At 68.5% G+C, this 23,861-nt stretch carries 18 protein-coding genes; 11 read left to right on the forward strand and 7 right to left on the reverse strand.

The window, feature by feature from the left end; all coding sequences use genetic code 11:
• Positions 1-70 precede the first annotated feature (70 nt).
• The 6 genes from Q7J39_RS16040 to Q7J39_RS16065 all read left to right on the forward strand — a co-directional run bounded on the left by Q7J39_RS16040 (position 71) and on the right by Q7J39_RS16065 (position 6,395).
• Positions 71-1,342 (forward strand): LLM class flavin-dependent oxidoreductase, encoded by a 1,272-nt coding sequence (locus tag Q7J39_RS16040; RefSeq protein WP_304827327.1) that lies wholly within the window; start codon positions 71-73, stop codon positions 1,340-1,342.
• A gap of 11 nt (positions 1,343-1,353) precedes the next feature.
• On the forward strand, positions 1,354-2,130 hold the full coding sequence (locus Q7J39_RS16045) for an alpha/beta fold hydrolase (protein WP_304827330.1): 777 nt from the start codon (positions 1,354-1,356) through the stop codon (positions 2,128-2,130).
• 65 nt (positions 2,131-2,195) lie between these two features.
• Positions 2,196-3,668 (forward strand): hypothetical protein, encoded by a 1,473-nt coding sequence (locus Q7J39_RS16050; protein WP_304827333.1) that lies wholly within the window; start codon positions 2,196-2,198, stop codon positions 3,666-3,668.
• The gene (locus Q7J39_RS16055) at positions 3,665-4,435 is read left to right on the forward strand and encodes a hypothetical protein (RefSeq protein ID WP_304827335.1); all 771 of its coding nucleotides are present in this window, start codon (positions 3,665-3,667) and stop codon (positions 4,433-4,435) included. Before Q7J39_RS16050 ends, Q7J39_RS16055 begins: the two co-directional genes overlap by 4 nt.
• Positions 4,436-4,656: 221 nt before the next feature.
• Positions 4,657-5,004 (forward strand): cytochrome c5 family protein, encoded by a 348-nt coding sequence (locus Q7J39_RS16060; RefSeq protein ID WP_304827337.1) that lies wholly within the window; start codon positions 4,657-4,659, stop codon positions 5,002-5,004.
• Positions 5,001-6,395 carry a D-arabinono-1,4-lactone oxidase gene (locus tag Q7J39_RS16065; RefSeq protein WP_304827340.1) on the forward strand — a complete coding sequence of 465 codons (1,395 nt, stop codon included), beginning with the start codon at positions 5,001-5,003 and terminating at the stop codon, positions 6,393-6,395. Before Q7J39_RS16060 ends, Q7J39_RS16065 begins: the two co-directional genes overlap by 4 nt.
• A 55-nt stretch (positions 6,396-6,450) precedes the next feature.
• Here the strand turns inward: Q7J39_RS16065 and Q7J39_RS16070 are convergent, their stop codons facing one another.
• From Q7J39_RS16070 to Q7J39_RS16080, 3 genes are all read right to left on the reverse strand, one after another.
• The gene (locus tag Q7J39_RS16070; RefSeq protein WP_304827343.1) at positions 6,451-7,512 is read right to left on the reverse strand and encodes a GDSL-type esterase/lipase family protein; all 1,062 of its coding nucleotides are present in this window, start codon (positions 7,510-7,512) and stop codon (positions 6,451-6,453) included.
• A 358-nt stretch (positions 7,513-7,870) separates the two neighbouring features.
• Positions 7,871-9,073, reverse strand: coding sequence for an acetyl-CoA C-acyltransferase (locus Q7J39_RS16075; RefSeq protein ID WP_304827346.1), 1,203 nt, complete (start codon positions 9,071-9,073; stop codon positions 7,871-7,873).
• Between the two features lie 240 nt (positions 9,074-9,313).
• On the reverse strand, positions 9,314-11,395 hold the full coding sequence (locus Q7J39_RS16080) for a 3-hydroxyacyl-CoA dehydrogenase NAD-binding domain-containing protein (protein WP_304827349.1): 2,082 nt from the start codon (positions 11,393-11,395) through the stop codon (positions 9,314-9,316).
• A gap of 174 nt (positions 11,396-11,569) precedes the next feature.
• Here Q7J39_RS16080 and Q7J39_RS16085 point away from each other — a divergent pair, with 174 nt between their 5' ends.
• The 5 genes from Q7J39_RS16085 to Q7J39_RS16105 all read left to right on the forward strand — a co-directional run bounded on the left by Q7J39_RS16085 (position 11,570) and on the right by Q7J39_RS16105 (position 17,436).
• The gene (locus tag Q7J39_RS16085; RefSeq protein ID WP_304827353.1) at positions 11,570-12,346 is read left to right on the forward strand and encodes an SDR family oxidoreductase; all 777 of its coding nucleotides are present in this window, start codon (positions 11,570-11,572) and stop codon (positions 12,344-12,346) included.
• Positions 12,347-12,441: 95 nt separating this feature from the next.
• A complete protein-coding gene (locus tag Q7J39_RS16090; RefSeq protein WP_304827355.1) occupies positions 12,442-15,504 on the forward strand; it encodes a YdbH domain-containing protein in 3,063 nt (1,020 codons plus the stop codon).
• A gap of 10 nt (positions 15,505-15,514) precedes the next feature.
• Positions 15,515-15,703, forward strand: a complete 189-nt coding sequence (locus Q7J39_RS16095; RefSeq protein WP_293495534.1) for a YnbE family lipoprotein — start codon at positions 15,515-15,517, stop codon at positions 15,701-15,703.
• Between the two features lie 12 nt (positions 15,704-15,715).
• On the forward strand, positions 15,716-16,069 hold the full coding sequence (locus Q7J39_RS16100; RefSeq protein ID WP_304827360.1) for a YdbL family protein: 354 nt from the start codon (positions 15,716-15,718) through the stop codon (positions 16,067-16,069).
• Positions 16,070-16,206: 137 nt separating this feature from the next.
• Positions 16,207-17,436 (forward strand): TetR/AcrR family transcriptional regulator, encoded by a 1,230-nt coding sequence (locus Q7J39_RS16105; RefSeq protein ID WP_304827363.1) that lies wholly within the window; start codon positions 16,207-16,209, stop codon positions 17,434-17,436.
• 54 nt (positions 17,437-17,490) lie between these two features.
• On the opposite strand, the gene Q7J39_RS16110 is transcribed toward Q7J39_RS16105, so the two are convergent.
• The 4 genes from Q7J39_RS16110 to Q7J39_RS16125 all read right to left on the reverse strand — a co-directional run bounded on the left by Q7J39_RS16110 (position 17,491) and on the right by Q7J39_RS16125 (position 23,579).
• Positions 17,491-18,978: an MFS transporter gene (locus Q7J39_RS16110; protein WP_304827366.1), complete on the reverse strand. Its 1,488-nt coding sequence runs from the start codon at positions 18,976-18,978 to the stop codon at positions 17,491-17,493.
• A gap of 65 nt (positions 18,979-19,043) precedes the next feature.
• The gene (locus tag Q7J39_RS16115) at positions 19,044-20,666 is read right to left on the reverse strand and encodes an MFS transporter (RefSeq protein ID WP_304827369.1); all 1,623 of its coding nucleotides are present in this window, start codon (positions 20,664-20,666) and stop codon (positions 19,044-19,046) included.
• Positions 20,557-22,053, reverse strand: coding sequence for an MFS transporter (locus Q7J39_RS16120; protein ID WP_304827372.1), 1,497 nt, complete (start codon positions 22,051-22,053; stop codon positions 20,557-20,559). Before Q7J39_RS16120 ends, Q7J39_RS16115 begins: the two co-directional genes overlap by 110 nt.
• Positions 22,054-22,055: 2 nt before the next feature.
• Positions 22,056-23,579, reverse strand: a complete 1,524-nt coding sequence (locus Q7J39_RS16125) for an MFS transporter (protein ID WP_304827375.1) — start codon at positions 23,577-23,579, stop codon at positions 22,056-22,058.
• Between the last annotated feature and the right edge of the window lie 282 nt (positions 23,580-23,861).

Genomic DNA, 23,861 nt, shown 5'->3' on the forward strand with positions numbered 1-23,861 from the left:
GGCGCCGGGCGCCATGGGGTTATCGTCGTTCACATGACCGCCCGACAGAGGCGGCAGGGAGGAGACCCCGATGAAGTTCACCTGGTTCAACCTGATGCCATGGCCCTATCTGCCCGACGATTTCCGGGAGAAGAACCGGTCCGTCTGGGTCGACATCGACCAGAAGCTGTTCGATCCGGCCAAGAGCCATGAGGTCTACAACACCTATATGGACCTGCTGGAATACGCAGACACCCTTGGGTTCGACGGCGTCGGTGTGAACGAGCACCACCAGAACGGCTACGGCATCATGCCGTCCCCCAACATCATCGCCGCCGGCCTGGCGCGGCGCACCAAGGACGCGGCCATCGTCGTCCTGGGCAACTCAATCGCGCTGTACAATCCGCCGATCCGCGTGGCCGAGGAGTTCGCCATGCTCGACTGCATCTCGGGCGGGCGGTTGGTGGCGGGGTTCCCGGTGGGGACCTCGATGGACACCAACTACTGCTACGGCCAGATCCCGTCCCTGACGCGCGAGAAGTACCAGGAGGCCCATGACCTGATCATCAAGGCCTGGACCACGCGCGAGCCCTTCGCCTGGAACGGCCGCTACAACAAGCTGCGGCACGTCAACATCTGGCCGCGCCCGATCCAGGACGCGCCTCACCCGCCGGTCCATATCCCCGGCGGCGGGTCGGTGGAGACCTACGACTTCTGCATCGACAACACCTATTCGTATTCCTACCTCAGCTTCTCCGGCTACCTGCGGGCCCAGGCCCTGATGGACGGCTACTGGCGCCGGGTGGACGAGCGCGGGGTGGACAAGAGCCCCTATCGGGCGGGCTTTGCTCAGACCATCCTGGTGGCAGACACCGACGAGGAGGCCGAGCGGCTGTACTCGGAGCACGTCAGCTACTTCTACAATCGCTGCCTGCACGTCTATCCGGGCTTCGCCGACGCGCCGGGCTACCGGACCATCAAGACCATCCAGACCGGCGCCCTGTCGCAGTACGCCCCACCGCGCGGCGGCTACACGCAGCTGACCTGGAAGGAGCTGACCGAGCAGGGCCACGTGATCGCGGGCAGTCCCGAGACCGTCCGTCAGCGGATGGAGGACCTGATCAAGGGGCTGAACGTCGGCAACATCTTCTGCCTGATGCACGTGGGGAACATGCCCGCCGACAAGTGCATGTATTCGACCAAGCTGTTCGCCGAGAAGGTGATGCCCAAGCTGCGCAACATGTTCCCCGACTGGGACGACGACAACCGCTTCTGGACCAGCCCGCTGGCCAAGCGGGTCACCTCGGGCAGCCTGCGCAAGGAGGCGCCCACCAGCGCCGAGCTTGCCAAGACCTACGCGTAAGGGGGACGATCATGGAACTGAAAACCGTCGCCACCCAGCACGTCCCGGTCCGCTATCTCGAAGGCGGCTCCGGCCCCGACCTCGTCTTCCTGCACGGTGCGGGGGGCGTCACGGTCGACGACCCGTTCCTCAAGGCCCTGGCCGAAAAGCACCACGTCTACGCCCCGCTGATCCCCGGCTACGGCGACAGCGAGGAGTGCGGCGAGATCCGCGACATGCTGGATTTCACCCAGCACGGCTGGGACGTCGTGGAGGCGCTGGGCCTCAAGGACCCGATCCTTGTCGGCCACTCCATGGGCGGCATGATCGCCGCCGAGATGGCGGCCAGCCAACCCAACGACCTCAGCCGGCTGGCGCTGATCTGCCCGGCGGGGCTTTGGGACGACGACCATCCGGTGGCCGACATGTTCTCCCTGATGCCCTACGAGATGCCGCAGTACCTGTTCCATGACGCGGCGGCCGGGGCGGCGATCCTGACGGCAGGGCGCAATGTCGAGGACCCCAACTTCCTGCAGACCTACCTGGTGACCAACGCCCGCCAACTGGGCATGGCTGGCCGCATCCTGTTCCCCATCCCGGAGCGGGGCCTGGCCCAGCGCATGTACCGGATCAAGGCCAGGACCGTCGTGGTCTGGGGCGACTCAGACCGCATGGTCCCGCCTTTCTACGCCCACGGTTTCAAGAAGGGCATCGCCGGCGCCGAGTTGGTCTCCATCCCGGAGGCCGGCCACATGGTGACTGTGGAGAAGACCGCTCAGGTGGTCGACGCCATCGGTAGGTTAGGCTGATGATTTATGATTCACCCCTTTTCCCGACCGCCGGCTCATGGTCAGTTGGGGCCAGGGAGAGCGGCATGAAATGGCGAGGTCTGGTGGGTTGCTGGATGGCGCTGGCGCTCGCCTTGCCGCTCGCCGCCCAGACGCCGGAGCGCGTGGACGTCCCGGCCGACAGGTCCTGGTGGGAGGCCGGCGACGGCCGGCGCATGGCCGCCGCGGCGGCCTACGCCAATCCCTATGGCCGGCTGGAGGTGCGGAACGCGGGCGGCGGGCTTGAGACCAAGGGCCATCCGTTCTTCACGCCGCTGGGGACCAATGGCCGGGCCTGCGTCACCTGCCACCAGCCCGCCGATGGCATGAGCGTCTCGGTGGCTTCCCTGCGCCAGCGCTGGAAGGCCACAAAGGGCAAGGACCCCGTCTTCGCCGCCGTCGACGGCGCCAACTGTCCCAGCCTGGACGCCGCCAAGCGGTCCTCCCACAGCCTGCTGCTGGATCACGGCCTGTTCCGCATCTTCCTGCAGTGGCCGGTGAAGGACGCTGAGTTCTCCCTGGAGGTCGTGCGCGATCCCAGCGGCTGCAACGGCGACCCGGTCTTTGGTCTGACCAGCCCCAATCCGATGATCTCGGTCTTCCGCCGCCCGCGCCCGGCGGCCAATCTGAAGTACGTGACGACGCCCGACAGCATCGGCTTCAACGTCAAGACCGGCATGCCCCTGGCCCGCGATCCCGAGACCGGGGCGCCGGTCAGCATGCAACTGATGGCCGACGCCCGGCAGCCGACCTTGAAGACCCAGGCCATCGACGCCGCCGTCACCCACCTGCAGGCGCCCGCCGCGCCGACGCGGGACCAGTTGGAGCAGATCCTGGCCTTCGAGACCCAGGTCTATGCCGCCCAGGCCGTCCCCGCCGGGTCGCCCCCCGGCCTCGGCGCGGCGGCCCTGGCCAAGGCGCGGCCCGGCCTGCTGGGCAATGACCTGAAGACCCCGGTCTTCCAGTCCTTCGATCTCTGGCGCGCCAAGGCCGGGGAGACCCTGAAAGGGGAGGCGGCCTTCCGCGCCTCGGCAGCCCGGGGCGCGGATATCTTCCTGACCCGCCCCTTCTGGATCTCCGACACCAGCCACCTCAACACCGTGGGCCTCGGCAACCCGATCAAGCGCACCTGCTCCACCTGCCACAACGCCCAGATGACCGGCATGGACGTGGCGCCCGGCTGGATGGACATCGGGACCAACAACCAGCCCACCGCCGACCCGCTGAAGCACCTGCCGCTGTTCAAGGTCACCTGCCGGGCCGACGCTCCACCGCACCCGTTCCTGGGCCGGGCGATCTACACCCACGATCCGGGCCGGGCCCTGATCTCCGGCCTCTGCCGCGACGTGGGCTCCATCACCATGCAGCAGTTCCGGGGCCTGGCGGCCCGCGCCCCCTATTTCGCCAACGGCTCGGCCAAGGATCTGCCCGCCCTGGTCGACTATTATGACCGCCGCTACGCCATCAAATTCACGGCCCAGGAGAAGCGCGACCTGGTCAATTTCATGAGCGTGCTGTGAGACGCCTGGTCATCCTGGTCTGCCTGGCCCTGACCGCCGGCGCCCCGCCCCCGGCCCAACGAAGTTTCGTCGCCTGCCCGATGATCCGCGACACCGAGCCGGTCCCCTGCTGGCTCGCCGAGTCCGGCGGCGAGCTCTATTACCTGGGCGTTCAGGGCGACATCAGCGAGGCCTTCCACCCGCCCCAACTGCGCCACCGGGCGCTTGTCGAGGGCACGGTTCTCGACGGTTCGCGGGTCTGCGGCGGCGTCGTGCTGAAGCCTGTCGTGGTCTCGGCCCTGCCCGAGATCGACGAGACCTGCGCCAAGGTCCTGCCCGCCGAGGGCTTCAAGATCGCCGACTTCCCGAGAGGCCCCGGCCCCGCCAATCGCGGCCGCCAGCTGGCCACCGGCCCGGAGGTTCCGCGCCCCCTTCCGCCGGCGCCGCAGCCGCCCTACGGGGTGAGGACCTGGGACGTCCGCTTCGGCTTCGAGGGCCTCTACATCAACGTCCACCAGTTCCGCGGCGTGCTGGACGCGGTCGCCTACGCCAAGGCCTCCGGCGGCCAGGTCAGGGTCGAGGGCTGGCGCGCCGCGAGCCGGCTGTCCAATGGCGAGACCCTGGCCGAGCCTGTGGGTATCGCCCAGGCGCGGACCGACAAGGTGGTCCAGGCCCTGACGGAGCTTGGCGCCGCGCCGGTGGCGGCGGTCGCCCACCCCGACCTCGAAACGCCGGACGGTGTCACCGATCCCGAGCGGCGCCGGGTGCGGATCACGGTGAGGCCCTAACCCCCTCCGTCACGCGCATATCTGCGCGCGCCACCTCCCCCGAGACGGCCTGCGGCCTGGGGGAGGAATTGGGAGCGTCTAGTTCCTCCCCCAGCGCGGAGCGCGGTTCGGGGGAGGTGGCGCGCGCGTCAGCGCGTGACGGAGGGGGCTAGGAGGCTCGCCGCTTCCAACGCTACTGTCCTACCTCTACAAGAGGGCCGCCGCGCCCCGGGGGAGGACGCTTGAGACACCTGTTGATCCTGGCCGCGCTGCTGAGCCTGGCCGCCTGCGCCAAGCCCGCCGGGCCGCCCGCCGATTTCGCCAGCCTCAAGCCCGCCGACCCGCGGCTGGCGCAGCTCTATGAGGGGTCCTGCAAGACCTGCCACGTCAACCCGGCGGCCGGCGCGCCCCTGACCCATGACGCGCGGGCCTGGGCGCCACGCTGGCACCAGGGGGAGACCGTGCTGCTGGATCACGTGGTCCAGGGCTACCGCGCCATGCCGGCCGGGGGCCAGTGCGCCGCCTGCACGCCCGACGACTTCAAGGCCCTGATCGCCTTCATCGCCGGCCACGAGGGAGACCCGTCATGATCAGCCGCCGCAGGGCCCTGCTGGCCGGGGGCGCCGGTGTGGTCGCCGTGGCCGGGGGCGGGGTCTTCCTCGCCACCCGCGAGAAGCCCGAGCCCGCCGCGCCCGCCAGCGTCGATCCCCAAGGCAAGATGCTCTGGCGCAACTGGTCGGGGATCGAGAGCGCCTATCCCGCCGTCCGCAGCGCGCCAATGTCCGAGGCGGAGGTCGCCCAGGTCCTGAAGACCGCGACGGCGCCCATCCGACCGGTCGGCGCCGGCCACTCCTTCACCGCCCTCGTGCCGACCTCCGGCACGCTGATGACCCTCGACCAGGTGGCCGGCGTGGAACGCTGGGAGGGAACCCAGGCCGTCGTCTGGACCGGCACGCGCCTGGGCGCCCTGGGACCCGCGCTGGCCGCCAAGGGCCGGGCCATGCCCAACCTGCCCGACATCAACAAGCAGTCCCTGGGCGGCGCCATCGGCACCGGCACCCACGGCACGGGCACGGCCTTCAAGGCGATCCACGGCGACATCACCGCCCTGCGGCTAGCCACGGTCGGGGGGGACGTCCTCGATTGCGACGCGAGCCATAACGCCGATGTCTTCCACGCGGCGCGGGTTTCCCTGGGCGCGCTCGGCGTCATCACCCAGGTCCGGCTGCAGACCTCGGAGAACCGGCGCCTGCACCGCAAGGTCTGGATCGAACCGCTCGCGGACACCATCGCCCAGGCCGAGGCCCGCTGGGCCAGCCACAGGAACTACGAGTTCTACGCCGTCCCCTTCACCGACCTCGCCGCCAACATCACCCACGACGAGACCGAGGCGGCGGCCACCCCGCCCGCGTCCTCCAGCGACGACGTCTTCCTTGAGGCCCTCAAGCAGCTGCGCAACCTGCTCGGCTTCTCCACTCCGCTGCGCAAGGCGGCCGCCAAGGCCCTGCTGGGCGGGACCAAGCCGGAAGAGGCGGTGGGCGAGGGCTGGAAACTGCTCTCCACCGAGCGTCCCGTCCGCTTCAACGAGATGGAATTCCACCTGCCGCCGGAGAACCAGATGGCGGCGCTGAAAGAGGTGGTGGCGGCGATAGAGACGCACCGGCGTGACGTCTTCTTCCCCATCGAACTGCGCCGCATCGCCGCCGACGACGCCTGGCTCTCGCCGTTCAACGGGGCCCCGCGCGGCTCGGTGGCCGTCCATTGCTATTACAAGGACGACTACAGGTTCCTGTTCGAGCTGATCCAGCCGATCTTCCTGAAGCATGGCGGCCGCCCCCATTGGGGCAAGCTTCACAGCCTCAAGGCGCCGCAGCTAGCCAGGCTCTATCCGGACTGGGAGGCCTTCCAGGCCGTCCGCCGCCGGCTCGATCCGCAAGGCCGGATGCTGAACCCCTACCTGCGGGAGCTGTTCGGGGCGTAATTCGCCACGTCATCCCGGCCGCAGCCAGTCGGCCGTCCGGGATGACGGGGTAGGGCTAGGACTTCAGCAGCGCCCCGTCCCCGCTCAGCGCCAGCCGGTGGAACCGCTCGCCCATCAGCCGGTAGCCCTCGGTGTTGGGGTGCAGGTCGTCGGGCAGCAGGGCCGCGTCGGCGGGGCCGAACAGCTCCAGGCCGTCGAGATAGCGGATGGCGTCGTCGCCGGTCTTCACCCGCGCCGCCACCACCAGCTGCAGCAGCACCCGCATCCGCTGCAGGCTCGGCCCGTCGCCGGTGCTCTCGCGGGGCGGCGACCAGATCGGCGAGACGATCAGCATCGGCGTCGTCGGGTGCTTTTCGCGAATGATCGAGATCATGGAATGCGCCGCGTCGAGGAAGTTGCGCTCCTTCAACTGGCCGTCGGTGTGGACGTTGATCCCCAGTTTCAGGACGATGGCGTCGGCCCGCTGGTCGCGGATGATCCGCGCCGCCAGGCCGCTCAGCAGGCAGGACCCGGCCCAGCCCAGGTTCAGGTGATCCAGGTTGGCCAGCCGGCTGGCCACGGCGGGCCAGTTGGCGGTGGCGCCCTCGGCCTCCATGCCGTGGCTGATGGAGCTGCCGTGGAACAGCACACGCGGGCGGCCGTCGGGGATCGCGGTCAGGCTCGCGCCATCGTCCAGTTCCAGGCCGGTGATCGCCACGGTGGCCGCCTGGGGCAGCCAAAGCTCCAACCGCTTTTCGCCGGCCGGCAGGCCCTCGAAGGCGACCGTGAGGGCCGCGTCCCCGGTCAGGCCGCCCTGCGGGTTCATCTCGGCGCCGCCCTCGCCCCAGCCGCGCGCGAAGAAGGCGCCGTCGACATAGAGGTCGTAGGCGCCCCGCCGCTCCCCATCATTGGGCAGGGCCAGCAGGTGCTGGGTGGCGGTCAGCTTCACCGCTTGGCTGTCGGTGGAGAACCGCAGCCGGCACCCGGTGGCGCAGGAGGCCACCCACTGGGTGAAGGCGTCATAGAAGGGCAGCTCCGCCACCGGCAGCCGCATGGGCTGGATCGAGCCGTCCCGCCGCCGGATATCGATCTGGCCGTCCAGCAGGGTTTCGAGGGTGGGCAGCGGGATGGCTTGCATGGAGCGCTCCGGATTGTTGGCGCCACTCTAGGCCATTCGTCTTCGGTGGGGAGGGCGGGACGCTCCCAAAATTGAACCACGAACCTCACGAACGGCACGAACAGGCGGCGGCGCGTCCCTGGGTGTCATCCCGGTGTCCGCGCCAGCGGAAGACCGGGACCCAGAAGCACCGATTTATATGGCACGCCCCGCGCGTCTGGGTCCCGGACAAGCCCTGCGGGCTTTCCGGGATGACACTGATTGTTCGTGTCGTTCGTGGTCGATCTTCTAAGCCTCGCCTTCGCACAGCGAAGAGCGCGCGCAACGAAAAAGGGCCGCCCTCGCGGACGGCCCTTCCTCAATCGAACGGTGTCGAGACCTAGAAGATCTCGAACAGCCCTGCGGCGCCCATGCCGCCGCCGACGCACATGGTGACGACGCCGTACTTGTAACCGCGGCGCTTGCCCTCGTGCAGGATGTGGCCGGTCGCGCGCGCGCCGGTCATGCCGTAGGGGTGGCCGATGGAGATGGCGCCGCCGGAGATGTTGTACTTGGCCGGATCGATGCCGAGCTTGTCGCGGCAATAGACCACTTGGCTGCCGAACGCCTCGTTCAGCTCCCACATGTCGATGTCGTCGATGGTCAGGCCGTTACGTTCCAGCAGCTTGGGGATCGCGAAGACCGGGCCGATGCCCATTTCTTCCGGGCCGCAGCCGGCCACGGCCATGCCGCGATAGGCGCCCAGCGGCGTCAGGCCGAGACGCTCGGCTTCCTTCCGCTCCATCAGCACCACGGCGGCGGCGCCGTCGGAGAGCTGGCTGGCGTTGCCGGCGGTGACGAACTTGCCCTCCTTCACGATCTGGCCGCCCTTGAACACGGGCGCCAGCTTCTGCAGGTCGGCCAGGGTGGTCTGCGGGCGGTTGCCCTCGTCCTGGGTCAGGCGGACTTCCTTTTCGGAGAACTCGCCGGTCTCCTTGTTCTGCACCATCATGATCGAGGTCAGCGGCGCGATCTCGGCGTCGAACCGGCCGTCGGCCTGGGCCTGGGCGGTGCGCTGCTGGGACTGGTAGGCGTACTCGTCCTGCACTTCGCGCGACACACCGTAGCGCTCTGCCACGATCTCGGCGGTCTCGATCATCGAGACGTGGATTTCCGGAACGTGCTCGTTCAGCCAGGCGTCGCTGGTGCGGTAGCGGTTCATCTTGTCGTTCTGGACCAGGCTGATGCTTTCCAGCCCGCCGCCGACCGCGACATTGGCGCCGTCGTTGATGATGTACTTGGCGGCCGTGGCGATGCCCATCAGGCCCGAGGAGCACTGGCGGTCCAGGGTCATGCCCGAGACGGTGTTGGGCAGGCCCGCGCGGAGCGCAGCTTGCCGGGCGATGTTGTTGCCGGTGGAGCCCTGCTGCAGGGCCGCGCCCATCACCACGTCATCGACGGTGGCCGGATCGATGCCGGCGCGCTTGACGGCTTCGGCGATCGCGTGGCCGCCCAGCTCGGCGCCGGAGGTGTTGTTGAACGCGCCGCGATAGGCCTTGCCGATCGGCGTGCGGGCGGTGGAGACGATGACAGCTTCACGCATGAAGAGAGGTCCTTGGTTTGGGAGAAGGGTTTGAAAGGGCTGGCTCAAGGTCTCCTTCTCCCCTTGCGGGAGAAGGTGTCGGGCGAGCAGCCCGACGGATGAGGGGTCGGGCGGCGGTCTCAGGTCTGGTCGCCGCGACCGAGGCGGATGAGGCGGTGCGACCCCTCATCCGACCCTGCTCCGCAGGGCCACCTTCTCCCGCAAGGGGAGAAGGCACGCCGCTGGCCAGACCGCCCGCATTTACAGGTCGGAGAACTTCTTGCCGTCGGCCACCAGCTTTTCCAGCAGCGGCGAAGGCTTGAAGGCGTCGCCCATGGTGGCCTGGAATTCCTGCATCTTGGCCAGCACCTTGGCCGGGCCGACCTGGTCGCCGTACCACATCGGGCCGCCACGATAGACCGGCCAACCGTAGCCGTTCTGCCAGACCACATCGATGTCGGAAGACCGGATGGCCTTCTTCTCCTCGAGGATCTTCACGCCCTCGTTGATCATCGGGAAGATGCAGCGTTCCAGGATTTCCTCGTCGCTGATCTTGCGCGGGTTGGCGCCCGACTTGACGATGAAGTCGTTGATCACCTTCTCGGTGAAGGGGCTCGGCTTGGCGACGCGGTTCTCGTCGTAGTCGTAATAGCCGGCGCCGGTCTTCTGGCCGCGGCGGTCGGCTTCGCAGAGCACGTCGCGGATGCTCTCGCCGTTGGACTTCTCCTTCACCCAGCCGATATCCAGGCCGGCCAGGTCGCTCATGGCGAAGGGGCCCATGGGGAAGCCGAAGTCGTAGAGGACGCGGTCGATGTCCCAGGGCATGGCCCCTTCCATCACCAGCTTCTGAGCTTCGCGCTGGCGCTGGCCCAGGATGCGGTTTCCGACGAAGCCCGGGCAGACGCCGACGAGCACGGCGGTCTTGCCGATCTGCTTGGCCAGCTTCATCGAGGTGGCGATGACGCTGTCGCTGGTGTGGTCGGCGCGGACGATCTCCAGCAGCTTCATGACATTGGCCGGCGAGAAGAAGTGCAGGCCGATGACGCTTTCGGGACGCTTGGTCACCGAGGCGATCTCGTCGATGTTCAGGCCCGAGGTGTTGGTGGCCAGGATCGCGCCAGGTTTGCAGATGGCGTCCAGCTTGGCGAAGATGTCCTTCTTGATGTCCATCCGCTCGAAGACGGCCTCGATCACCAGGTCGACGTCGGCGAACGAGTCTTCCATCGACAGCGAGCCGGTGATCAGGGCGCAGCGCTCCTCGACCTGGGCCGCCGTGATGCCGCCGCGCGAGGCGGTGCGCTCATAGTTCTTGCGGATGATGCCGAGACCCTTGTCCAGGGGTTCCTGCTTCTGCTCGACGATCACCACGGCGATGCCGGCGTTGGCGAAGTTCATGGCGATGCCGCCGCCCATGGTGCCGGCGCCGATCACGCCGACCTTCTTGATGGGGATCAGCGGGGTGTCGTCGGCGATGCCGGGGATCTTCTGGGCCTGGCGCTCGGCGAAGAAGGTGTAGCGCTGGGCGGCCGACTGGCTGCCGCTCATCAGTTCGTTGAACAGCTTGCGCTCGACCTTCATGCCCTCGTCGAAGGGCAGGTTCACCGCCGCCTCGATGGTCTGGATATTGTATTCCGGGGCCAGGAAGCCGCGGAACTTGCGCGCATTGGCCTTGCGGAAGTCGGCGAAGATCTCGGGCTTGCCGCGGGCGGCCTCGACCTTGGCGTTCTGGTCGCGGATCTTGGTGAGGGGACGGCCCTCGGCGGCGACCTTGCGGGCGAAGGCGATGGCGCCGTCGCGGAGCTTGCCTTCCTCCACCAGTTCGTCGGCCAGGCCGCCGGAGAGGGCTTCCTTGGCTGGCACGTGGCGGCCGCTCGTCATCATTTCCAGGGCGCGTTCGGGACCCACCACGCGGGGCAGGCGCTGGGTGCCGCCGGCGCCCGGCAGCAGGCCGAGGTTCACTTCCGGCAGGCCGAACTTCGCGGACGGCACGGCGACGCGGTAGTGGGCGCACAGCGCGACCTCGAGACCGCCGCCCAGGACGGTGCCGTGGATCGCGGCCACCACCGGCTTGGTGGAGCTCTCCATCATGTCCTGCACGTCGGCCAGTTGCGGATCGGCCATGGCGGCGCCGAACTCGGTGATGTCGGCGCCGGCGATGAAGGTGCGGCCCTCGCAGATCAGCACGATCGCCTTGGCGGCCGGATCGGCGATGGCGGCCTTGAAGCCCTCGAACAGGCCCTGGCGCACGGCGGCCGACAGCGCGTTCACCGGCGGGGAGTTCAGGGTGAGGACGGCGACGTCGCCCTCCAGGGTGAGGTCGGTCACGGCGTTGATGGCGGTCATGGGCGCATCCTCGTTTCAGCGTTTCAGGACCGCCTCTAGGCTGGGCGGCTGGAGAGATTCAAACGGTTGTTACAGGCCCGTCGCGCGGGGCGCGAGTCAAATGTGCGTAGGGTTTTCGCGGCGGAAACCTGGGTCTAAGACCAAGTTTCAACGCTCAAAATAGGGAAGCGCGCGATGGCTCTGGATCTGTTTTCACTGAAGGGCCGCGTGGCCCTGGTCACCGGCGGCTCGCGCGGGATCGGCAAGATGATCGCCGCCGGCTTCATCGAGCAGGGCGCCAAGGTCTATATCTCCTCGCGCAAGCCCGGCGCCTGCGACGAGACCGCCGCGGAGCTGGGCGAGAACTGCATCTCCCTGCCGCAGGATGTCTCCACGGTGGACGGTTGCAAGGCGCTGGCCAAGCGATTCAGCGAGCATGAGCCGAAGCTCGACATTCTCGTGAACAACGCCGGCGCCGCCTGGGGCGCGCCCTTCGACGAATTCCCGGAGAGCGGCTGGGACAAGGTCATGGACCTGAACCTGAAGTCGCCCTTCTTCCTGACCCAGGCCCTGCACGGCGCGCTCAAGGCCGCCGCCAGCCACGAGCAGCCGGCCAAGGTGATCAACATCTGCTCGATCGACGGCATCCGCCTCAATCCGCAGGAAACCTATTCCTATCACGCGTCCAAGTCGGGCCTGATCTACCTGACCCGCCGGATGGCGGCGACGCTGATCGAGGACTCGATCAACGTCACCGGCATCGCGCCCGGCGCCTTCGCCTCGGAAATGAACCGCGTGGCCCGCGACCAGGGCGACGAGATCGCCAAGCGTATCCCCTCGCGCCGCATCGGCCGCGACGAGGACATGGCCGCGGCCGCCATCTATCTGGCCAGCCGCGCCGGTGACTATGTGGTGGGTGAGACCATCGCCGTGGACGGCGGCGTGGCGCTCGCCACCCTCGGCGGCCTGTAAGAAAAGAGAGCCGTTCCTCGCCCGCGCGGGGAACGGCCTCGCCCCTGCCGTTTTTGCGCTAAGACTGGACACCCCAGTCGCAGCAACGGCGCGCCTTGACCGATCCCGAGATCTTCCCCCTGGCCGCCGACAAGGCCACACGGCGCACCTGGCGCACGGTCCTGGCGATCGCGGCCGTGGGCGTGGTGCTGGTCGTGGTGGTCGCCTATGCCGGCCGCCGGGCGATCGTCCGCGAGGCGCTGACCGGCTGGCTGAAGTCCCAGGGCGTGGAGTCGGAGGTGGCCTTCTCCACCTTCGGTCCCGGCGGCTTCACCGGGACCCTGCGCATCGGCCCCGCCGCCAATCCCGACCTGACGGCCCAGGTGGCCGAGGTCCGCTATGGCCTGACAGGCTGGTGGGCGGGCAAGCCGTTTGGGGCGACGGTGACCTCGGTTCGCCTGGTCCGCCCGGTGGTCAAGGCCCGCTGGAAGGACGGGCGGCTGAGCCTCGGCGCCCTCGATCCCCTCATCGACACCCTGCGCAAACGCCCCCCGCGTCCCGACGCCCGCCAGCCGAGGATCGTGGTGGAGGACGCCCGGCTGCGCCTGGACACCGACTACGGCCCGCTGCTGGCCCGGGCTAGCGCCCAGCTGGACAACGGCCGCCTACTGCGGCTGGACGCGACCTTCGCCCCGGCCAGCCTGGCGGGCCACGATCGATCCGTGCGCCTGGGGCCCGGAGAGCTGCATCTGGTGACGGTGGGCGACCAGGTGGCTTCCACCCTGGAGACCACGGTCCGCGACCTGAAGCTCGGACAGATCACCGCCCAGGAGGCGACGATCCGGCTCGCCGCCCGCACCGCCTATCCGGACCTGAAGCAAAAGCGCGGCGACGGCGGCCTGACCCAGGCCTTGAAGATCAACGCGAGGTCGCTGGGGTACGGCGCGACGCGGCTGCGGGACGCCAGCCTGGAGGCCACGTTCAAGGGTCAGTCCGCCGGCTGGATCGACACTCTCGCGATGACCGGCGACGGGACCGCGATCCTGGGGGCGGCCGGCGCCGACCTGGCCGGGGCCCAGGTGCGCGGCCTGCGGATGACCGCCAATGTCGGCGGCCTCAACTGGACCCGCCGCGGGGGCGACCGGGTGGCGGCCAGCCTGACGACACGGATCAGCGCCGAGGGCTTCGACAAGGACAAGCTCACCCTGACCGGGCTCAGCGGCGCCCTGCGCGGTTCGGCGGTGCTGGCGGCCAAGGGCAGCGGCCTGGCCCTGGCCGGGACCGTGGCGACCCACGGCGACTGGTCGGGCCTCGGCGGCGCGACCGCCGGCGACGCCCCGGAGATCTCCGCTCTGAAGCGCGCCGTCCGTAGCTTCGACGCACAGACGCGTGGCCTGTCGGTCACGGCCGGCGAGGGCGACGTGAAGTTGGCCCTGACCTCGCCGCTTTCGGTCCGGCCCACGGCAGGCGGACTGGCCACCATCCAGGCGCTTGGCTCTGGCCACATCTATGCCGGCGGCGGCGGCGGCCTGCACCTGGCGGTCACCGGCGGCGGCCTTCCCCAGATCGACCTCGCCGTGGACCGCTATGGCCTGATCCCCGGCGGCCTCGCCGCCCACACTCGCCTCAAGGCCATGACCGGCATCGGCCCGGTTCGCGACGGCGTCGTCACGGCGGATGGAGATCTGCGTATGGCCGACGGCGCCATCGCCTTCACCGCCCGCCATTGCGCCTCGGTCTCCGGCCGCCTCGACCTGGGCGCCAATGATGTCGAGGCGATCGAGACCCAGCTTTGCCCCTCCGGCGCGCCGCTGTTCACCCTGGCCAAGGGCGACTGGCGCGTCCGGGCCGGGGCCAAGACCCTCTCGGCCAAGGTCCCGTTCCTGCAAGCCGCGATCAGCCAGGGCGTGGGCAGCCTCGACCTCGGCGCCGCCAAGGGCCGGCTCGCCGGGACCCTGGCGCTGAGCGCCGGGACGATCACCGACACCTCGCCCGACCTGCGCTTCAATCCCGTCCGCGCCACCGCCCAGGCCCGCGTCAGTGGCGAGGTGTGGCAGGCTGACATCGGTGTCACCGATCCCGCCGGACGCGCCCTCGGCCAGGGCGATCTCCGCCACGACGGCGCGACCGGCGTCGGCGCCCTGACCTTTGACACCGGCGCCCTGACCTTCGCCGAGACCGGGCTGCAGCCCGCCGCCCTGTCGCCTCGCGCCGCCCTGGTGGGCTCGCCCGCGACCGGCCAGGCCCGGTTCCAGGGTCAGGTGGCCTGGAGCAAGGCGGGGTCAGCGAGCGGCGGCACGCTGGACATTCCCGGCCTCGACTTCCGCAGCCCGGCCGGTCAGGTCACAGGCCTGGCGGGCCAGATCACCTTCACCAGTCTGGCGCCGCTGACGACGGCCCCCGGCCAGACCCTGACGGCCCGGCGCATCGAGGCTCTGGCCGGTGTCACGACGGCCCAGGTCACGTTCGGCGTCGCCGATGAGGCGGTGCATGTCGAGGGGCTGGAGATGGCCATGGGCGGCGGCCAGGTGCATCTGGCGCCCTTCAGCCTGCCCTTCGCGGGCGGCCAGTCCTGGAAGGGCGTCGTCAGTTTCGAAAATGTCCAGCTCTCGGACCTGGTGGAGGCCTCGCCCTTCGCCGACCGCGTGGACCTGACCGCCAGGGCCAGCGGGACCATCCCCTTCACGATGACGCCGGACGGCGTGCGGATCGCGGCGGGGACCTTGCGCGCCACCGGGCCGGGCCGCCTGTCGATCCGTCGCGAGGCCCTGACCGGCGTCGCCGCCGAGGGCGCGCTGGCGGTTGGGCCGCTGGGGGAGAAGACCCCGACCCCGGAGACCGACACCTTCACAGACTTCGCCTATCAGGCCATGGAGAACCTGGCTTTCCAGAGCCTCGACGCCACCATCAACAGCCTGCCCAGGGGTCGGCTCGGCATCCTGTTCCACATCAAGGGCGAGAACGCGCCCCCGACCCACCAGGAGATCTGGCTGACCCCGCAGGAGATCATCACCCGCAGCTTCCTGACCCGGAAGCTGCCCCTGCCGTCGGGCACCAAGGTCGATCTGACCCTGGACTCCTCCCTCAACCTCGATCAACTGCTGGGCGACTTCGCCGAGTATCAGAAGCTTCGCGGTTCAGACCCCGTTCAGCCGGTCCCTGCGAAACCCAACCCATGAGGTTCTCGATATGACATCCGCCCGACCCCTCGCCGCGCTCGCGGCGACCGCGGTGTTCGCGTCCGTGCTCGGGGCCTGCGCCACCGTGCATGTCGATGTGAAGCCGATCACCATCTACGCCAAGCTGGACGCCGACGTCCGCCTGCGCCTGGACGATGACGTCAAGGCGCTGATCAAGCAGAACCCGGACCTGTTCTAAGGGGCCATGACCATGACCTTCCAAAACTACCTTATCCCCGTCGCCGTCGTCGCCGGCACACTCGTCGCCGGCCCGGCGCTTGCCGCCACCGCCAAGGCCACCGTGGACACCGCCAAGGCCGCGGGTGTTGTGGGCGAGAAGAATGACGGCTTCCTGGGCTTCGTCCGTGGGACCGGCGACGCTGAAGTGCAGGCGGCCGTCGCCGAGATCAATGCCGGCCGCGCCCAGCTCTATCGCGGCGCCGCCGCCAAGAACGGCGTCACCTCGGAAGCCGCCGGCGCGGCCACCTATCAGACTGTGGTCCAGCTCAAACTGCGCCCGGGGGACTACTATCAGACCCCCGATGGTGTCTGGGTCCAGAAGTAGGGTTCCGCCAGCGTTCCAGTCCCACGTCGCCGGGGGTGACGTGCAGGGAAACTTGCCGCTTGGCGCGGCGCTCGACCGTCCGATAGAGAGGATGTTCGCGGATCGGCCAGGAGCGGCCGCGCGAGGTCGGAGGGGAGATGGCTGAACGAAACGTCGCCCGGTCGACGGACCGCTTCGAGAAGAAGCGCGACGCCATCCTCGACGCCTCCACGGTCATCCTCAATACCCAGGGTGTGAAGGGCCTCACGCTCGGCGTCGCCGCCGCCGCCGTGGGTCTCTCCACCACCAGTGTCACCTACTATTTCAAGCGCAAGGACGACCTGGCCGCCGCCTGCCTGATGCGCGGCATCGACTGGCTGACCTCCGCCGCCGAGACCGCCCTGCAGGAGAAGACCCCCACCGAGCGGCTGCGCAGGCTGTTGGAACTGTATCTCGAGCGGGTGCGCCAGGGCGCCATCGGGGCCGCACCGCCCCTGCCGGTGCTGTCGGACATCCGGGCGCTGAACAACCCGCGCCGCACCGAGGTGTTCGACGCCTTCATGAAACTGTTCCGCAAGGTGCGGAACCTGTTCGACACCCCCGACCTCGCCTGGCTGGGCCGCGGCCGCCGCACGGCGCGCACCCACATGCTGCTGGAACAGCTGTTCTGGGCCGGCGCCTGGCTGCCGAAGTATGATCCCGAGGACTATGGCCGCATCTGCGACCGGATGTTCGACATCCTCACTGGCGGCCTGGCCGCCGAGGGCGCCGAATGGGCGCCGGCGGCCGCGCCGCTGGCGGAGCTGGCGGCCTCCGACGGCGCCGAGCTGGGCCGGGAGACCTTCCTGCTGGCCGCCACCCGCCTGATCAACAGCCGTGGCTACAAGGGCGCCTCGGTGGACAAGATTTCCGCCGAGCTGAACGTCACCAAGGGCAGCTTCTATCATCACCACGAGGCCAAGGATGACCTGGTGGTGGCCTGTTTCGACCGCACCTTCGAGGTGATGCGCCGGGTCCAGCGCCTGGCCATGAGCCTGCCGGGCGACCAGTGGTCCAAGCTCTCCAGCGCGGCGGCCGCGCTCGCCGAATACCAGCTCTCGGAATATGGTCCCCTGCTGCGGACCTCGGCGCTCTCGGCCCTGCCCGAGGCCATGCGCGAGGAGCAGGTGGCCCACTCCAACCGCGTCTCCGACCGCTTCGCCTCGATGATCTCCGACGGCATCGCCGAGGGCTCGATCCGCCCCGTGGACCCCTTCATCGCCGCCCAGATGCTGAACGCCACCTTGAACGCCGGCGCCGAGCTGGCCTTCTGGGTTCCCGGCGTGACCCAGAAGGCGGCGCCCTCGGTCTTCGCCCGGCCGATGCTGATGGGGATCTTTGCGCGGTAAACACCCCTGACCGTCATTCTCGGGACCAGCCCGAGGATGACGGGACGATGGGGGTCAGGAAAGCTTGCCCGTCCCTGACGCCGGCTCGCCCTCGTTCACCAGGTCCGCCGCCGCCGCCAGCTGGCGCAGGGATTCGGCATGGCTTTCGCGGGTGATGCGGTAGCCGTTCATGAAGATCAGGCACAGACCGTAGAGCACCACCAGCACCGGCACGTAGATCATCCCCAGCCGGGCGATGATCGCCGGGTCGACTTCGCCGGGCTTGGCGCCCTGCGGGAAGGCCGCGGCCTTCAGCAGCATGGCCGAGGTGAAGATGCCGATGCCGGTGACCGCCTTGGCCACGAAGGCCGAGGCCGCGAAGAACAGGCCCTCCGACCGGCGGCCGGTCTGCAGTTCGCTGTCCTCCACCACGTCAGCGATCATCGAGGAGGTCAGGATGTTGGAGGTGATCGTGGCGCCGGTGGAGATCACGTTCTGCACGAAGATCAGCGTGAAGAGCAGGGGGCTGCCGTTCTCCGGGAACAGGCCCATCAGGCGCAGGACAATGGGGCTGACCCCGACAACGACGCCGATCAGCAGCAGGGTCATGGCCGAGCGCTTCTTGCCGAACTTCCGCGAGAAGATCGGGGCGGCGGCAAAGGCGAACAGGGCGGCCGTCAGGCTGGCGAAGGTGAAGAGCGCGATCTGGGCGGAGCTGAATTCCCAGAAGAAGGTCGTGAAATAGAGGCTGATGGACAGGGTCAGGCCCCCGGCCATCGCCCCGAACAGGTTGGCGGTCAGGATGCGCAGGAAGGAGCGGTGGGACAGCGTCCCAACCATCTCGCGCGCCAAGGTCGCCAGGTTGAGCTTGCGATGCGGCGCCTCGCGCAGGAACGGGATCTGGCCGTGGGTTCCCACGGCGGAAACCAGGATGGCCAACAGCATCAGCAGGGCGGCGGCCAGGCCGTAGTGAGCGTAGCCCTCGACATTCAGCTGGCCGACCTTGTGCGCGGCGTCGGGGGTCAGGAAGATCTTCAGCGCGGCGAAGTACATCGCCAGGCCGCCGATCCAGCCGAACAGGAAGCGGTAGCTGAGCAGCTTGGTGCGCTCGTCATAGCCGGTGGTGAGTTCGGCGGCCAAGGCCGAGGAGGGAATCTCGTAGCAGGTGATGAAGCTGCGGATCAGGATGGCCGTGCCGATCAGGTAGAAGAACAGCCCCTGGTGATCCAACGCCTGGGGCGGGTTCCACAGCAGCAGGTAGGAGACCGCCACCGGGATGGCCGCGGCGTACATGAACGGATGCCTACGGCCCCACTTGGAGCGGAAGTTGTCCGAGGCTTGACCGACGATGGGGTCGAGGAAGGCGTCGACGAACAGGGCGATCATGATCGCCAGGCCGACCGTCTCGGCGGGCAGGCCCATGACCTGATTGTAGAAGATCAGCAGGAAGTAGGAGAAGCCGTTGTCCTTCACCCCGAAGGCCACGGAGCCGAAGCCGTAGAACAGCTTGGTGGGCATGCTCAGCCGGCGTCCGGTCTGAGCGTCTGATACGACTTCGGCCACGGTATCCCCCCGGTTTCTTATTTATCCTGAGACCCTAAACCGCATTCCGCGCGTCGTCCTGGCTCTCAGGCGCCGTCCACAACCGGACGGGCCGCCTCGATGCGGCCCCGCTCCGCCGTCGCGGCGGCCTCCTCCAGGGTGGCGACGTTGCTGGCGTGCAGGTCCTCGTCGATCTTGTAGGGCAGCAGGACCAGGATCGAGAGCAGGCTCATGCCGGTGTTGATGGGCAGGAAGATCAGCGCCAGGCGCCGCATGATGTCCGGGTCCACGGTTCCGGCCGCCGCATGGGTGGGAAAGGCCACCAGCGTCAGCAGCACCCCCGACAGGAACACCCCGATGCCGCCGGTGAACTTGGGCAGCAGGCCGTTGGCGGCCAGCAGCAGCCCCTCGGACCTCACGCCGGTCTTCACCGCGGCGTCCTCCACCACGTCGGCGATCATCGAGGAGATGATGATGAAGCCGGCGATGGCGAGCGTCGTGGCGACGAAATAGTCCACCAGCAACAGGGTCAGGACCATGCCGCTGTCGGTGGGCGCCAGGTTCAGCAGCTTGAGGGACAGGGGGATGGCCGAGGTGAGGACCGAGCAGGTGAAGAGCACCAGCATCGCCCGCTTCTTGCCCCATCTCCGCGAGGTCGGGCCGGCGACGATGACGCCCGAGACCGAGGCCAGAACGCCGGCCATCGAGATGTAGGAGATCGAGGCGGCGCTGACGCCCCACAGCTCGATATAGAAGTACTGGCTGAGCGCGCCCGACAGGCCGGTGGAGACGCCCGAGCAGAGGCCGGAGATCATCACCACGATCAGCGACCGGTTGCCGATCGTGCCGACGATTTCCTTGGCCACCTGGCGGAGCGGAACCTTGCGGACCGGGGGCTGGTAGAGGTCCTTGATATGGCGGTGGGTGCCCATGGCCGAGACCAGGATGGAGAGTGCCATCACCCCGGCCGCCAGGATGCCGAAGTTCGCATAGCCGGCCTTGTTGAGAATCCCCCCCGCCGCGGGCGACAGGAAGACCTGGTAGAGCACCACGTTCATCCCCAGACCCCCGAGGACTCCGAAGAAGAACCGGTAGCTGAACAGGCTGGTGCGCTGATGGTAGTCGCTGGTGAGCTCGGGCGCCAAGGCCGAGGACGGGATCTCGTAAAGACTGACGCAGAGGCGCAGCAGAACCAGCATGCTGATCACGAAGATGCCGGTGGTGGTCACCGGCCAGTCGGACGGCGAGTTCCAGAAGGCGATGCAGGCCACCGCGATCAGCGGCGCCGAGGCGTACATCAGCGGATGGCGTCGGCCCCACCGGGTGCGCAGCTTGTCAGACCACTGGCCGATGGCGGGATCGATCACCGCGTCCAGCATCAGGGTCAGCATGATCGCCGTCCCCACCCACAGGGCGGGCAGGCCGATGACCCGGTTCAGATAGGGCTGCAGCAAGGTGGCCGAGAGCCCGAGGACCGAGACCCCGACGGCGATGGAACCCACCCCGTAGGACAGCTTGGCGCCCACGCCCAGCTTCGGCGTTTCTCGAAGGGTCGGTATGGCGTCGGACACGTTGCGGCTCGTGGGTTGAGGGCGCCGGTCAGGCCGGACGGGTGATGGTGGTGATGGATTCGGGGGCCTGGTCGAGAGCCTCGGCCAGAAGCTCGGCCTTTGCGGCGCCCTCGGCGATGGTCTCCAGGTTCCGCTCATGGGCGTCGCGGTCAATCCTGTAGAGATAGAGCGAGCCGATGGCGGCCACGCTCAGCGCCGCCGTGGCGGGCAGGTAGAGTAGGGCCAGGTTGCGCAGCACGTCGGGGTCGACCGCGCCGGGCTTGGCATGGTCCGGGAAGCCGATCACCGCCAGCATGATGCCGGGCAGGATGGCGGCGATCCCGCCCACCACCTTCTGCAACAGGGTGTCGGCGCTCATCAGCAGGCCCTCGGAGCGGCGGCCGGTCTTGATCTGGCTCTCCTCGACGATGTCGGCGATCATCGAGGCGACGATGATGTAGCCGGCGATCCCCAGCATCCCGGAGACGATGCGATCCAGCAGCAGGATGCCCACCAGCAGCGGCTCGCCGTTCGGCGGCATCAGGCCCAGCAGCCGCAGGCCGACGGGCAGCACGGAGACCAGCAGGCCGGCGAAGAACAGGTTGATACAGGCCTGTTTCTTGCCGAACCGCTTGGACAGCAGCGGCGCGATGACGGCGGCCACCGGCGAGGCCACGAGGCCCCCCAGCACCAGGATCAGCAGGTTGGAGGAGGGCAGCTCCCAGAAATAGGTGCTGAAATAGATGCCCAGGCCGTTGGAGAGGCCGCCGGCCATGCCGGCGAAGGTCCCCGACAGCACGATCACCAGGAAGTTGCGGTTGGCGAGCGTGGCGGACACTTCCCGCACCATGTCGGCCAGGGTGGCCTTGCGGGCCGGCGGCTGGTGCAGGGTGGGGATGCGGTCGTGGGTGCCGGCGGTGGAGCCCAGGATCGAGACCACCATGATGGCGGCCACGGTCAGGGCATAGGGCCAGTAGCCTTCGATATTCAGCTGGCCCATGGGCTGGTCGGGGGTGCCTTTGAGGAAGACCGCGAAGGCCAGGATCGAGGCTCCGGCCCCGCCCAGGGTTCCGAACAGATAGCGATAGGAGAGCAGGCTGGTGCGCTCGTGATAGGCGGGCGCCAGTTCGGGCGCGAGCGCGGAGGAGGGCACCTCATAGAGGCTGATCAGCATCCGCGAGGCCACCACCAGCACCAGCAGATAGCCAAACAACGCCTGGTCCGACCAGCCGACCGGCGGGCGCCACAGCAGCACCCAGCAGACCGCGAAGGGAATGGCTGAGGCGTACATCAAGGGATGGCGCCGGCCCCAGCGGCTGCGCAGGTTGTCCGACCACTGGCCCACCAGGGGGTCCCAGACGGCGTCGATGACGATGGAGATGGAGAGCGCCAGGCTGACGGCGGCGGCGGGCAGGCCGACGAGCTGGTTGTAGAAAAGCAGGAGAAGCCCCAGCAGCTGGGTCTTGGCGCCATAGGCCACCGAGCCCAGGCCATAGATCAGCTTGGTGGACTGCGGGACCTTACCGGCCGCCAGGGCCTGGCTCATGCTCAGCTCCGCGGGGCGATGGGCGCCGCGCCGCCGGCGACGCCGGGCAGGCCGCCGATCTGGTCATCGGCCCCGGAGAGTTCGGCGAGAGCCGCGGCATCCTTCAGCTTGATCAGGTTGGACTCGTGGGTCGCCTTGTCGATCTTGAAGGCGAAGAGGCAGAGGATGGCCGTGCCATACAGCGCCGTGGCGATCGGCAGGTAGATCAGGGCCAGCTCTCGCAGGATGTCCGGGTCGACCTGGCCGCGCTTGGCGTTGGCGGGGAAGTTGACGAAGGCCAGCAGACTGCCGGAGACGAAGATCCCCATGCCCGAGACGATCTTCTTGAACAGGTTGTCGGCGGAGAACAGCAGGCCCTCCGACCGGCGGCCGGTCTTGACCTCGGCGTCCTCCACCACGTCGGCGATCATCGAGGACAGCAGCACGCCCGTGGCCACGGCCATGGCGCCGTTGAAGAAGGTCTCCACGAAGATGATGTAGAACATGGCGTCGGAGCCGGGGGGCGGGGCGATCCCCATCAGGGTGATGGTGAGCGGCGTGATCCCGGTGGCGAGCGCCCCGGTGAACAGCGCGATCGCCGCGCGCTTCTTGCCGAACATCACGCCGGCCCGCGGCGCGAGCATCACGCCGGCCACGCTGGCGGCGACGCCGAGCGCGGTGAGGATCGAGAGCTGGCCCTGGGTGAGCTGGAAGAAGTAGAGGGCGAAATAGAGCTCCAGCCCGTTCTTCAACCCCATGGCCACGGCGATGAACATGCCGGCCACCGCGGCCACCACGAAGGAGCGGTTGTTGAGGGTGGCGGCGACTTCCCGGGCCATCAGCCTGAAGCTGATCTTCCGGGCCGTCGGCTGGCGCAGATAGGGGATCTGTTTGAAGGTGCCGGTGGTGGAGACGATGATCACCACGAAGATCACCACCGCGGCGAACAACGAATAGCCGAAATAGCCCGCCCGCTCGGTGATGCCGCCCGACCCGTCGGCGTTCTCCCTCATGAACACCTGGTAGACCATCAGGGTCATGCCCAGGCCGCCGATCACGGTGAACAGGCCGCGGATGGCGATCAGGCTGGTGCGTTCGTTGTAATCACGGGCCAGTTCCGGGGCCAAGGCCGAGGACGGCAGCTCGAAGAAGGTGTCGAACAGCCGGATGACCAGCAGGCAGGCCAGCATGTAGCCGAACAGTTCGGTGTGGCTCCAGCCGCTGGGCGGGTTCCAGATCAGGAAGAAGGCCAGGCTGACCGGCAGGGCCGCGGCGTACATGAACGGGTGGCGCCGGCCCCAGGGCGAGCGGAAGTTGTCGGAGATCTGGCCCACCAGCGGGTCGCAGAAGGCGTCGAAGATCAGGGCGATGAAGATGGCGGTGGACACCATCTGCGGCGGCAGGCCCACCACCTGATTGTAGAAGATCAGCAGGAAGGTCGACAGGCCGCGCGCCTTCACGGCGTTGGCCACGGCGCCCAGGCCGTACAGAACCTTGGTGGTCAATCCCACAGGGGGGCGTTCGCCCACGGCTGAGGTCGAGGTCATCAATGGCTCCAGGAATGAAATGGCACGGGCCGCCCGCGCGCGCGGGCGGAAAAATCCAGGCTGAAAAATGGGGGGGCCGTGACGGGAGGGGCCTGGACTCCGAACGTCATCGGGGGGCCGCCATCCACATCATCCTCCCGCCGCGGAGGTCGCCCACGGCCGCTGTTATTTTGATCCGTCCGCAGCCTTCCCTTGAATTGAGAGAGCCGCGCCGGAGCTGTTTGGAGGCAACCGTGCGGGAGGCGTACCGGTCCGTCAACGGCTTTGATCTTACATTCCTGA

The organism is Phenylobacterium sp. (genome assembly GCF_030651185.1).
Classification (GTDB): Bacteria; Pseudomonadota; Alphaproteobacteria; order Caulobacterales; family Caulobacteraceae; genus Phenylobacterium.

Coding starts and splice junctions, on each gene's coding strand:
- Q7J39_RS16095 (WP_293495534.1), top strand. CDS start 15,515: ATGACATCCGCCCGACCCCTCGCCGCGCTCGCGGCGACCGCGGTGTTC.
- Q7J39_RS16120 (WP_304827372.1), bottom strand. CDS start 22,053: ATGAGCCAGGCCCTGGCGGCCGGTAAGGTCCCGCAGTCCACCAAGCTG.
- Q7J39_RS16080 (WP_304827349.1), bottom strand. CDS start 11,395: ATGACCGCCATCAACGCCGTGACCGACCTCACCCTGGAGGGCGACGTC.
- Q7J39_RS16125 (WP_304827375.1), bottom strand. CDS start 23,579: ATGACCTCGACCTCAGCCGTGGGCGAACGCCCCCCTGTGGGATTGACC.
- Q7J39_RS16050 (WP_304827333.1), top strand. CDS start 2,196: ATGAAATGGCGAGGTCTGGTGGGTTGCTGGATGGCGCTGGCGCTCGCC.
- Q7J39_RS16065 (WP_304827340.1), top strand. CDS start 5,001: ATGATCAGCCGCCGCAGGGCCCTGCTGGCCGGGGGCGCCGGTGTGGTC.
- Q7J39_RS16075 (WP_304827346.1), bottom strand. CDS start 9,073: ATGCGTGAAGCTGTCATCGTCTCCACCGCCCGCACGCCGATCGGCAAG.
- Q7J39_RS16045 (WP_304827330.1), top strand. CDS start 1,354: ATGGAACTGAAAACCGTCGCCACCCAGCACGTCCCGGTCCGCTATCTC.
- Q7J39_RS16040 (WP_304827327.1), top strand. CDS start 71: ATGAAGTTCACCTGGTTCAACCTGATGCCATGGCCCTATCTGCCCGAC.
- Q7J39_RS16070 (WP_304827343.1), bottom strand. CDS start 7,512: ATGCAAGCCATCCCGCTGCCCACCCTCGAAACCCTGCTGGACGGCCAG.
- Q7J39_RS16105 (WP_304827363.1), top strand. CDS start 16,207: ATGGCTGAACGAAACGTCGCCCGGTCGACGGACCGCTTCGAGAAGAAG.
- Q7J39_RS16085 (WP_304827353.1), top strand. CDS start 11,570: ATGGCTCTGGATCTGTTTTCACTGAAGGGCCGCGTGGCCCTGGTCACC.
- Q7J39_RS16115 (WP_304827369.1), bottom strand. CDS start 20,666: ATGAGCGGAACCTGGAGACCATCGCCGAGGGCGCCGCAAAGGCCGAGC.
- Q7J39_RS16100 (WP_304827360.1), top strand. CDS start 15,716: ATGACCTTCCAAAACTACCTTATCCCCGTCGCCGTCGTCGCCGGCACA.